This window comes from Flavobacterium aquidurense, from assembly GCF_031458035.1.
Lineage (GTDB): Bacteria > Bacteroidota > Bacteroidia > Flavobacteriales > Flavobacteriaceae > Flavobacterium > Flavobacterium aquidurense_C.
Window position 1 is genome coordinate 76033 of record NZ_JAVDXR010000003.1, and the last position, 11892, is coordinate 87924.

Annotated in this window: 11 protein-coding genes; 4 read left to right on the forward strand and 7 right to left on the reverse strand. The window is 34.8% G+C overall.

Annotated features, from left to right (window positions below):
* Nucleotides 1-11 precede the first annotated feature (11 nt).
* Entirely contained in the window at nucleotides 12-1226 is a 1215-nt protein-coding gene (locus J2X17_RS05755; RefSeq protein ID WP_310295545.1) for a hybrid sensor histidine kinase/response regulator, read from the reverse strand.
* Nucleotides 1227-1537: 311 nt separating this feature from the next.
* On the opposite strand from J2X17_RS05755, the gene J2X17_RS05760 reads away from it, so the two are divergent.
* Together J2X17_RS05760 and J2X17_RS05765 are read left to right on the forward strand one after the other, a co-directional pair.
* Nucleotides 1538-2386, forward strand: coding sequence for an SDR family oxidoreductase (locus J2X17_RS05760; RefSeq protein WP_310295547.1), 849 nt, complete (start codon nucleotides 1538-1540; stop codon nucleotides 2384-2386).
* Between the two features lie 169 nt (nucleotides 2387-2555).
* Nucleotides 2556-2819 (forward strand): SemiSWEET family sugar transporter, encoded by a 264-nt coding sequence (locus tag J2X17_RS05765; protein ID WP_310295549.1) that lies wholly within the window; start codon nucleotides 2556-2558, stop codon nucleotides 2817-2819.
* Between the two features lie 253 nt (nucleotides 2820-3072).
* Here J2X17_RS05765 and J2X17_RS05770 read toward each other — a convergent pair whose 3' ends face one another.
* Both J2X17_RS05770 and J2X17_RS05775 read right to left on the reverse strand, forming a co-directional pair.
* Nucleotides 3073-3891, reverse strand: coding sequence for a hypothetical protein (locus tag J2X17_RS05770; RefSeq protein ID WP_310295551.1), 819 nt, complete (start codon nucleotides 3889-3891; stop codon nucleotides 3073-3075).
* A gap of 439 nt (nucleotides 3892-4330) precedes the next feature.
* Nucleotides 4331-4669 (reverse strand): hypothetical protein, encoded by a 339-nt coding sequence (locus J2X17_RS05775; protein WP_310295553.1) that lies wholly within the window; start codon nucleotides 4667-4669, stop codon nucleotides 4331-4333.
* A gap of 215 nt (nucleotides 4670-4884) precedes the next feature.
* On the opposite strand from J2X17_RS05775, the gene J2X17_RS05780 reads away from it, so the two are divergent.
* Nucleotides 4885-8088 carry a PAS domain S-box protein gene (locus tag J2X17_RS05780; protein ID WP_310295555.1) on the forward strand — a complete coding sequence of 1068 codons (3204 nt, stop codon included), beginning with the start codon at nucleotides 4885-4887 and terminating at the stop codon, nucleotides 8086-8088.
* 260 nt (nucleotides 8089-8348) lie between these two features.
* Here J2X17_RS05780 and J2X17_RS05785 read toward each other — a convergent pair whose 3' ends face one another.
* Complete coding sequence (locus J2X17_RS05785; protein ID WP_310295557.1) at nucleotides 8349-8777, reverse strand: response regulator; 429 nt, start codon at nucleotides 8775-8777, stop codon at nucleotides 8349-8351.
* Nucleotides 8778-9032: 255 nt separating this feature from the next.
* Between J2X17_RS05785 and J2X17_RS05790 the strand changes: the two genes are divergently transcribed.
* A complete protein-coding gene (locus J2X17_RS05790) occupies nucleotides 9033-9533 on the forward strand; it encodes a pyridoxamine 5'-phosphate oxidase family protein (protein WP_310295559.1) in 501 nt (166 codons plus the stop codon).
* Nucleotides 9534-9633: 100 nt separating this feature from the next.
* Here the strand turns inward: J2X17_RS05790 and J2X17_RS05795 are convergent, their stop codons facing one another.
* The 3 genes from J2X17_RS05795 to J2X17_RS05805 form a co-directional block, all read right to left on the reverse strand.
* On the reverse strand, nucleotides 9634-10344 hold the full coding sequence (locus tag J2X17_RS05795) for a DUF72 domain-containing protein (protein WP_310295561.1): 711 nt from the start codon (nucleotides 10342-10344) through the stop codon (nucleotides 9634-9636).
* Nucleotides 10341-11072 carry a DNA-formamidopyrimidine glycosylase family protein gene (locus tag J2X17_RS05800; RefSeq protein WP_310295562.1) on the reverse strand — a complete coding sequence of 244 codons (732 nt, stop codon included), beginning with the start codon at nucleotides 11070-11072 and terminating at the stop codon, nucleotides 10341-10343. The genes J2X17_RS05795 and J2X17_RS05800 overlap by 4 nt, the downstream gene beginning before the upstream one ends.
* A gap of 74 nt (nucleotides 11073-11146) precedes the next feature.
* Nucleotides 11147-11719, reverse strand: coding sequence for a YciE/YciF ferroxidase family protein (locus tag J2X17_RS05805; protein ID WP_310295564.1), 573 nt, complete (start codon nucleotides 11717-11719; stop codon nucleotides 11147-11149).
* Nucleotides 11720-11892: the final 173 nt, after the last annotated feature.

Genomic DNA, 11892 nt, shown 5'->3' on the forward strand with positions numbered 1-11892 from the left:
TATCAAGTTTCTTATTCATATTGTAGAGGAAGGATTATGATAAAACTCGCGCCCTCTCCTACTTTACTTCTGGCTGTTATCAAGCCGTTGTGTTTTTCGATAATTTTTTTGGCAATTGCGAGTCCGATTCCGGTTCCTTCATATTTCTGTCGGTCATTTAAACTCTGGAAAATGATAAATATTCGGTCCAGATAAATTTCGTCAAAACCAATTCCGTTATCTTTTACGATGATTCTGCAGAATTTGCCCTCGGGAGCAGCCGGGCTGTCAAAGGATTTGTCGGCAATAATTTCAGAAGTAATTTCAATTACCGGATTATCAGTGTTTTGAGAGAATTTAAGTGCGTTTCCGATCAAATTCTGAAAAACCTGACGTAACTGACTCGGTATACTATCAATTGTTGGAAGTTCGGTAGTTTTAATGGTAGCATTTTTTCTTTCGATTAAATAATCAAAATCCGAAAGCACTTCTTGTAAAACCACATTTAAGTCAGTAGTTTCAGGCTTTACCTGGGAGGACAATCTTGAATAGGCCAGCAAATCTGTAATTAACGTCTGCATTCTTTCTGCCGATTTAATCGTACGATCTACATAATCGATAGCTTTTTCATCAGATGTCAAATAAAGCTCTTTGATAATTTTTATAAAGATTTGGATTTTTCGGATGGGTTCATTCAAATCATGAGAAACTACCCATGAAAATTGCTGCAATTCGTGGTTTCTAAGTTCCAGTTCTTCATTTTTTAAAACCAATTCTTTGGTTCTTTCTGCAATTTTAATTTCAAGGTTATCCTGAGCCTCTTTCCTGATTTTTATTTCTTTGGAAAGAAGATCTTTCATTCCCTTCAATTCATTTTGCTGTTCGTAAATTTTAATGAATGTCTTTACTTTCAGAATCAGTAAATCAGAATCAACAGGTTTTGTAATATATTCGACAGCACCAGTTTCGTAACCTTTAAAAATGTATTTCTTTTCGATATTTAAAGCTGAAAGAAATATAACCGGAATGTCTTTAGTGCGCTTGTTTCCTGAAAGAATTTTGACAACTTCAAAACCGTCGAGTCCGGGCATCTGAACATCCATAATAATAAGACAATAGTTGGTCTTGAGGATTTTTTTCAGGGCTTCCTCACCGGATTCAGCAGTGTCAACATCGATATCGTGCAACTCTAATGTCTTTTTTAAGGCAATTATGTTTGCTCTTATATCGTCTACAATTAATACCATGCTGTTTTGGGTAAAGCGTTATGAATTGGAATGTTAGTTTAAAATTCGATTCAGATAAATATTTGTTGTTTTTGAAAGCACCAAACGTTGATTGACTCGTTTCAGTGCAACTCCCAAATTTATAAAAAATTGAAAGGAAGCCATTTTATTGAAGAGGAAATTAGTTACATAATTCCCATGTTGAATTTGTGAACTGAAATGAAAATTTTATAAAATATTTTTTTTGAGATAATCTTAAATTCTATTCAGTCAATACCTTATCATTAAAACTGATACTTTAGAGTCAGAATAATGGCTCAAAATTACAAGTTATGAAAAAGATAAAAACCTTTCCCGAACAAAAACAAAACCTTCCAGGTAACGAACATTTAATGCATCCGGAACCGGAAATTATTAGGGAAAATTACGTTGGAAGCGGTAAATTACTTGGTAAAGTTGCTTTTATAACCGGCGGCGACAGCGGTATTGGCCGAAGTGTAGCCGTACATTTTGCCCGAGAAGGCGCCAATATTGCAATTGTTTATCTTAAAGAAGATAAAGATGCGCTTGAAACAAAAGCACTAATCGAAAAAGAAGGTCAGCAATGTTTGCTGATTAGCGGGGATTTAAAAGAGGAGAAGTTTTGCAAAAGTGCTGTAAAAAAATGCCATGCGACATTTAAGAAAATCAATATTGTAGTGAATAATGCCGCTACACAATTTCCTCAAAATGAATTAGAAAAAATAACCGCAACACAGTTGCATAAAACTTTCGAAACTAATATTTATCCGTACTTCTACATTACTAAAGAGGCAATACCTTTTTTAAAAGAAGGCGATACGATTATCAATACCAGCTCGGTTACAGCCTATCGTGGCAGCGAACATCTGGCTGATTATGCGAGTACTAAAGGTGCGATAGTAAGTTTTACGAGGTCGTTATCGACGATGCTGGCGAAAAAGAAAATACGCGTCAACGGAGTTGCTCCCGGACCGATCTGGACACCTTTAATCGTAGCGAGCTTCGATAAATTATCCGATTTTGGAAAAGACAATCCAATGGAAAGAGCCGGACAACCCTCAGAAGTGGCGCCTGCTTATGTGTTCCTGGCCTGTGAAGACAGCAGTTACATTACCGGGCAATTTATACATATTAATGGAGGGGAACAGGTTGGTTCTTAGTAAAAGGTGCAAAGGTTCAAAGGCTTTTAAATTACTGGGGAGCCTCACGCTAAGTCGCAAAGTCGCAAAATTTTAGAACCTATAGTCCTTTATTTGTTATTCTTATTAGAAAAAACTTTACGCTTCTGCTCCCGAGGCTTTGGGATTGCGTGATTAAAAAAATTAAGCCATGGATTTTACAAACCTTATCGGTCTTTTCGCAGGAACTTGTGTTACTATTTCTGTAATTCCGCAGATTCTGAAAGTTTACAAAACCAAGAAAGTTAAGGCGATCTCGCTTAAAACTTTCAGTATTCTAACCTTCGGTATTTTGGTGTGGATTATCTACGGCATTCTCAAAAATGATTTACCCATTATCATAACCAATAGCATCTCTTTATGCCTGAATCTGGTGATGGTTTATTTTATCATTTATTATGAGAAAGAGTCTTAAAAAATAGGTACTGAGGTACTGAGGTTCTAAGGCACTAAGGTTCTAAGTTTTTTTTACCATTTTGCAAACCCGGCAATCCTGAGACTTCGGGATAAAACCTATCGGGATTTCTAAGCTGTCCTCTACATAAAATCTCAGTGCCTTAGCACCTTAGTACCGCAGCACCTTAGATAGTACCTCAAAATAAAAAAACAGCTTTTACAAAAGCTGTTTTTTTCGTAAGATCGAATGTATCGACAATATATAATGCTTATCAGCTAGCTAATTTTTGATTGTATGGCTTGTATGTTAAGTGGTATTTCTCTTTGAAAATACGTGGCAGATAGTTTCGGCTTGCTAATCCTGCAGCAATAATGACATCTGCGATATTGATATTCGAAATTCTCTTTATTTCTGTGGCCAAATTTAATATTGGCTCAAAAGTTTTCATATAATTGTAACTATGTTGAGCTACCTCCATCTCTATAATACTGTTTAAAATACTTTTTTGAAGCAAACTTTTAACGATTCCTTTTTGCGGGATTCTTTTAAGTTCAGTCAACTTTTCAGTTATTTTTTGATTCTTAGATCCGATGTATAAATACTGCCCGGACTCTGTTGTGAACCTTTTTTTAATTTGAGAAACCAATTCCAGATTATCTTCATTAACAGAAACAGCTGTTGGCATTCCGATTAATGAAAACTGAATTTGTTTATGACTCTCAAAAAACAATACCGTATTAATTACAGAAGTATTATGAAGAATAGCTGTCTGCTGTTCTTTAACGTGTTTTCTTTCTCCATTTGCTCCAAAACTATGCGTTAGCGTTCCTCTTTCGCAATAAGCAAAGAACACAGGCGAAGTTTGAAGCGATTCTATACTTAAAGTGACCTCAGAATTAAATACAAGATTAAAATTTAAATAGGACATTTCTTTTTCAAAACGTACAGCAGTAATGGTACCCTTTGCCCATTTTGATTTTACATGTAATCTGTATTCGTTATTATTTATTTCTAATTCACCATCAAAACTATCTTTAAGGTCATTAAAAATAGCATTAAATCCTCCTGTATTTAAGTATAGTTTTTTCATTTTTGGTTTTCGTTAAATAAACTGGTTAGTACTTATTTACGTACAAATTCCATTTAAGGTTTTTATCCCGTATTTTGATATTTCAAATTTCGTACATATTGCCAATCAATTTATTATACAATTTCGGAGAGAATTTTCATAATTACTAGAAGAGAGGTGCAAAGGCTCAGAGGTGCAAAGGTGCAAAGGTTTATTTGCTTTGGAAAAAAGGTTTAAAAAGTCAAAGTGCAAAGCTCAGAGTTTTTTCTAGTTGTCTATAGATGCAGAATAAGAGTTTTTAAAGTCTATAAAAAACAAACGGCAAATTCAACACAATCCTATAAAACCTTTGCACCTTTGTGCCTCTGCCCCTTTGAACCTATAAAAAAAACAGCTGCCAACGGAAAAAATCCGAAGACAGCTGCTTCTCAGCAAAATAAAAATACCTACTAAAATTATCTTACGTAAGTTTATGAATGTCTGCATTAGTAGAATAATTCTCTTCCGGAATGTCCTTGAAGAATTCGGCCTCTTCTAAATCCGCTGTGGGGCCATATCCTAACAAATGAGTTCCTTTCTTTTTATCAGCAGTTTCTATTATGTATAAAATAGACATATCATCAGGATCGCTCATTCCTTCGTAACGATGATGTGCCACAATAAATATTTCCTCTGGTGTATAAGCATATTTTGTCTCTGAATCTAACAGGGCACCTCCGTCAAACAAAAAATTTGCGGTATAACCTTCTTCCTGATATTTTCTGATATAATCGGTTTCGTGTTTTTGTTCTTTTTTCATGGCTTGAATTTTAAGCAGATTGATTGTAATCTATATTTAATCAAATTTCATAATTGATATCAAATAAAATTAACTCAATAGATTTTAATCTTACCTCAATTAATAAAAGGGAATCAAATCAATAATTATTTTCTTAATTTTAGCTGTTCTATAAATTATTTTAGAGAACGTTTATCTAAATTATATAATTCTTTACAAGTTAAACCAACATTTTAATGACCAAGGCAACTCAGGATTTTCTGGCGAACGGTGGCGAAATGGGCGCGCTTACACGCGCCAAAGACTGGAGTAAAACTTCAGTTGGTGCCGTAGAATCGTGGCCACAGAGCCTACGTACCACTTTAGGAATTCTTTTAAACTCAAAATTCCCAATGTTTTTATTTTGGGGACCGGAACATATTTGCTTTTATAATGATGCATATCGTCCAAGCCTCGGAATGAACGGAAAACATCCTTTCATCTTAGGCGAAAAAGCTGCCGATTACTGGCCGGAAATCTGGGATTTTATAAAACCTTTAATCGATCAGGTACTTACCGAAGGCGAAGCAACCTGGCACGAAGACCAATTTCTCCCAATATACCGCAACGGAAAGATGGAAGATGTTTACTGGACATTTAGTTATAGTCCGGTAAACGATGAAACCGGAAATACTGCAGGCGTTTTAGTTATTTGTAATGAAACGACCGAGAAAGTAAAAATGGTAAAAAAATTGGAAGAAAGCAATACCCGTTATCTTAACAACATTTTACAGACACCTAGTGCTATGTGTGTTTTCAGAGGACCGGAATTTGTGGTTGAAATTGCCAATGACCTAATGCTCGAACTATGGGGGCGAAAAAATATTGAAGTTCATAATAAGCCCATTTTTGAAGCCTTGCCAGAGATTAAAGGTCAAGGCTTAGAAATTGTTCTTGACAATGTTTATCAAACTGGCGAAAAATTTGAAGCGCATGAAAGACTTGTAAAATTACCACGTGATGGTAAGATTGAAGATGTTTATGTGAATTTCTTTTACGAAGCTTTAAAAGAACCTGACGGTACAATTTCTGGTATCGTAGCTGTTGCCAATAATGTTACGGCACAGGTAATTGCAAGAAATACCATTGAAGAAAGTGAAAAACGATTCCGAAATATAGTAAAACAGGCTCCCGTGGGCATCGCAATTTTAAAAGGTGAAGATCTGATTATAGAAATGGCGAACCCCACTTATTTGCAAATAACGGATAAACAGGAAAATGACATTTTAGGACATCCTATGTTTAAGTCATTGCCGGAAGCCAAAGACACTATGTACCCTTTACTTTCAAAAGTTTATGAAACCGGAAAGCCTTATTATACAGATGAACTTTCGGTAACACTGAACCGTTACGGAAAGGAAGAGTTATGTTATTTTAATTTTGTTTTTCATCCGCTGCGAGATGAAAACAATACGTTATCGGGAATTATTATCGTTTCTTATGAGGTTACAGAGGCTGTAACAGCCAGACATCTTCTTGCTGAAAGTGAGAAAGCTTTCCGTCAGATTGTAGTTGAATCTCCTATTGCCATGGCTATTTTTAGAGGAAAAAATCAAACTATCGAAATGTCAAATAATGCCATGAAAAATATATGGCAAAAAACAGATCAGGAAACTATTGGAAAACCTATTATTGAAGTTTTTCCTGAATTACGAGAACAAAAATATCCTGAACTACTTGATGATGTTGTGACAAATGGCAAAATTATTCGTGAAAATGAAGCAGTAGCTTATGTTGATATTGAAGGTGAACTTAAAAAGTTTTATTTGGACTATCAATATACACCTCTTTTTGAAAAAGATGGAAAAGCCGCCGGTGTCATGGTTACCGTAAATGATGTTACCTCTAAAGTTGCCGCTCGTAAAAAACTGGAAGATGCCGAACAAAGAGCTCGTTTGGCTGCTGAAATTGCCGAAATTGTGACATGGGAATTAGACGTTGCAACTCAGGATTTAATTTATTCTGAGAATCTTCCGGAGCTTTTTGGTCATAAAAAAAATAAAAAACTAAAAAGAACAGATATTGTACAGCAGATTCATCCTGATGATTTATCTATCTTAGAAAAAGCTTATAAAACTGCTCTGAAAACAAGTATTTATAAATATGAAGCCCGAATCATTAAACCCGATACTTCTATTGCATGGATAAAGGCACACGGGAAAATTTTTTTTGATGAAAACGATGATCCAATACAAATGATTGGTACGATCATGGATATTACAGACGAAAAAAACAGCCAGCAGATCCTGATGAAAAGCGAGGAAAAATTCAGACTCCTCGCCGACTCTATGCCGCAACACATCTGGACGGGTGATGCATTAGGAAATCTTAATTATTTCAATAAATCTGTCTACACCTATTCGGGGATAAACAAAGAAAACCTTAACAAAGAAGGCTGGTTACAAATCGTGCATCCTGACGATCGCGAGGCAAATATAAAATCCTGGACGGAAGCTGTTAAAAGCGGTAATGACTTTTTGCTCGAACACCGTTTTCGTCGTTACGATGGTGAATACAGATGGCAGTTAAGCCGTGCAATTGCCCAAAAAGATGAAGAAGGAAATATACAAATGTGGGTAGGAACCAGCACTGATATTCACGATCAGAAAAATTTTACTGACAAACTTGAAAAAGAAGTTTATGAGCGAACAGCACAACTTGAACTCAAAAACAAGGATTTAATAAATATGAATATTGAGCTTCAGTCCTTTGCTTATATTTCAAGCCATGACTTGCAGGAACCACTTAGAAAAATTCAGACTTTTGCGAGCCGTTTGGCCGATTTGGATGAGCAAAATATTTCGGCGAAAGCCAAAACCTATTTAAACAGAATTGAAGTTTCAGCAAAAAGAATGCAGACTTTGATTCAGGATTTACTTACCTACTCCAGAACCAATTCTGCTGACCGAGTATTTGTAAAATCAAATCTCGATGAAATTGCCGAAGAAGTAAAAAGCGATTTTTCTGAACGAATTGAGGAAACAAATGCGGTTATAGACTTTGAACCACTGGGAGAAGCAACTATTATTCCGTTTCAGTTTAGGCAGTTACTTCATAATTTAATTGGAAATTCACTGAAGTTCTACAAAAAAGATGAAGCTCCGTACATTAAAGTACAAGCTAACAGAATCAAAGGAAAAGATATGAAAAATCCGGTAGATTTTCCGGAGAAAATATACTATCACATGACCATTTCGGACAACGGAATTGGTTTTGAAGATGAATATAAAGAACGAATTTTTGAAGTTTTTCAACGCTTAAATACTGAAAGTGAATTTTCAGGCACCGGAATAGGACTGGCAATCGTAAAGAAAATTGTAGAAAACCATAAAGGTATGATTACGGCACACAGCGAAAAAGGAAAAGGTGCAACATTTGAAGTTTATTTACCTGAACTATAATAAACCGCTGGGTGCAATTATTTAACACATAGAAACATAGCTTCTGTAAGCGATAAAGGAGGCGTTTCACTTATTTAAAAACAGATAGCTATGTGGAAGAAATATTTCTTTTTTAGCATTCTTTTTTTGATAAAATCTATGTCTCTATGTGTTAATTTTTTTATTTCCTATCAGCAAATAACGCATTCATAAAGCAAAAAAAAACAGATAAGCCTTACGCGACTTATCTGTTTTTATATGATTATTTAAATCCTCTATATTCAGTACTTGTACACAAAATTTTTAGTATCAGGAACAAATTTTTTCCAATCGATACTTAACGCGTGTTCAATAGATTTAACAATATCACTCATCAAAACTGGTTTGGTGATGAAATAATTAGCTCCCAACGTACGGCATCTTTCAATTATTCCCGGCTCATTTGAAGTTGAAAAAATGACAATTGGAATGTCTTTTTTTTCTGAACTTCTAAGTTCTGCCAAAACATCAAAACCATTTTTACCCGGCATGTTCAAATCTAAAAAAATCAGATGTGGTATTGGTGGCGGGTTATAAATTGCCGTTAGCAATTTATCTCCACCATTATAAGTTTTAAGTTGTATTTTTTCTGGTAATGATTCTACAGCATCGGCAAAAATGCTCAAATCGTCATCATCATCATCCGTATAAAATATCGTTAAATCTGTCATGGTATTTGGTGCAATAAAATAATTTTCATCAAAGATAATTAAATTTACTGATTTAACTATTTGATTACAAATTCTGATTAATTTTTACCCGGATTGAAATATCATAATTTTAAGATTGAATTGTGTAAGCTAATGTTGCTGTAAAAAAACCAACTTTATGCAGATAAACAATTACATCAAAAACAATCATATAATTTTCTTCTAATGAGAATATTATGTCTTGTTTTTCAATTATAAACTTAAAAATATAAAGTCATGGGAGATCATAAAGACCTTACAGATAATCTGGCAGCCGATAAAATAAAATCGCTTGCTGAGGAGATAAAAACATGTATGTTTTGCACATATAAAGAAGACAGACTGCAATCGCGCCCAATGTCTGTTCAAAAAATTGATGAATTAGGACAGCTTTGGTTCTTATCTGATACCAATAGCAGTCAGAACGCAGAAATTATCCTGAACCCAACGGTTGAAATTTTCTTTGCGACACCACACGATAAATTCCTGACCTTACACGGAAAAGCTCGTGTTTTATACGATCAGGAAATCATTAAAGAATTATATGATCCGATTGTAAAAGTATGGATGCCGGGCGGTGTAGATGATCCGAATTTGAGTGTGATCCAAGTAATACCTGAAGAAGGTTATTATTGGAACAACAAACACGGAAAAATGATTGCTATTGCAAAAATGGCGACTGCCTTCGTAACCGGCAAAACTATGGACGATGGAATTGAAGGAACTTTGACGTTGTAGAATCTAACCGCAAAGCTCGCAAAGATTTTCCGCCAGGTTCGCAAAGATTAATTTTTCTTTGTGTTCTTTGCGTAAAATCTTTGCGAGCTTTGCGGTTAAACTAATTTAGCCTATTAAACTCAAGAGCATTCAAAATTCCCGCTTCGCTTGCGGTATTATTAAAATACACAAATCCTGATTTTGAATTAATTGCAGCTTTTATATCAAGTAATTGTTCAGTACTGTAACCTGAATAAAACAACTTCGGAATTCCGTGAAATCTAATATAAACAAATGGGGAATTTGTCAAAATTGTTTGTGGTAATTGCGGATGACTCACACTGCAAAAAGTTATATTATTTGCTGAAAGGGCATTCCAAACTTCCGGAATCCACCAGCTTTCATGTCTGAACTCAATTACATTTTTGAAATCCGGATTTAAACTTTGAATAATCAAATCCAGGTTTTCAGGGCTATACTTATAACTCGGTGGAAACTGGAATAGAATTGCTCCCAGCTTATCTTTAAAGCCCAATTTGCAAATCTCATAAAAGGCTGAAATTAAATCTTCGCAATTTAAAAATTTCCTGATATGTGTAATTTCTTTTGGTGCTTTTACCGAAAAAATAAAATCTTCAGGCGATTTATTATACCAATTTTCAAATACTTTAACGGTCGGAAACCTATAAAAGCTTCCATTGAACTCATACGTGCTAAAGTGCTGGCAATAAAACTCAAACCACTTACTAGCAGACAAATTGTCAGGGTAGAAAATTCCATTCCAAAACCTGTTATTAAAACTTGAGCATCCTATTTGAATATCATTTTTCATAAATGTAATTTTTGACAATTAGTACAAAAAAAACTTCTTCGATTTCTGCGTCCTGTGTGCTTTCTTATCATCGGTAAATTGCAACGCAGACATTCTTTTTTGGTATATGCTTCCCAATGTTTTTTTAATTCATACTTTTTCTTCCAGTATAAAAATTCGAAACTATAAATCGAACATTCCGTTATAATTGCATTTAAATCTTCAAACGGAATTTTACCTACCAGAGATTCAGGGTGAATCCGGCATCGATACAAAACTTCATTTTTAATAATATTCCCTACTCCGGCGAATATATTTTGATCTAAAATGGCATCGCAAATCATTTCATTCGGAATTTCATTTAGGCTTCGATTGGCGTTTAAAGGATTCCAATTTACGTTCATAACATCCTGACTCCAATTGTAATATGTATTGATATCACCTTCTAAAATTTTTATAGAGCAAGTATAAAAATTAATTTCCCCGTCAGAAAAAACCATACTTAGTCTGGGCTTAGTTTCCTTTCGCTCATTAACGCGATAGGTTCCGAACATCAGCATGTGAATCTTTACAGTAAAGTCATCAAAACATATTAAAAAGTGTTTCCCCCAGGTTTTAAATTCCCGAATCGTTTTATCTTTAAGTCGTTGAATATCAATAGAGCTATTTCCAGAAACTTCCACTATTTTTTTTCCGGTAAATTGCTGCACTTCTTCTTTTAATATCACTATAGAGGGACCTTCAGGCATAATATGGCTTTTAAATTATAAACTAAAAAGTGCAGTTTTACAACTGCACTTTAGATCTTATTTTTCAGTTCTCTTTAGTCTGCCTCGGCAGCTTCAAGATTTACGGCGTTTACAGCAACAATGGTCAATGCTACATCAGCACCTTTTTCTTCTTCCAGTGTTTGTTCCAATAGACTGGCTGCTTCAGACATACCTAATGTTTCGGCAAATTGTCTTAGGGTTCCGTAAGTGGCGATTTCATAGTGCTCAATTTTCTGGCATGCCGCGATAATTCCGGCATCACGAACAACGCCAATTTCAGTTTCTTCCAGAATGCCGTCTCCTTCTTCAATTAAGCCCGCCATTGCATCGCATTTTTTTGCTGTTGCTTTTTGTCCTGCAAGCTCAAAAACTTGCTCTAAACGGCTTATTTGACCCTCTGTTTCAGTCAAATGCTTGTTTAACGCCTCTACAAGTTCTTTAGAGGTCGCATTTATAGCCATTTTAGGTAGTGCTTTTGTCAGCGCTTTTTCAGCCCAATAAATGTCTTTAAGTCCGTCTTCGAACAATTCAGTTAATCCTGATGCTGCATCAGACTTTGGCTTTGTAACTCCTGCTTTTACTCCCGTTTTAGAAGTAGTTTCTTTTTTACTATCTGTAGTTTTCATGGTACTATTTTTTAGTGATTAATATTTTTTAAAATTACTCAGCATACCGACCGCTTTAGTTATATGATTGTTGGTTTAATTTCTATTCTAAACACCTGCTAATTATACAATTAGACATTATAATCATATAAGAATTTCTTTGGTGTTCATGGCTAGATTTGTCTTATACTAAT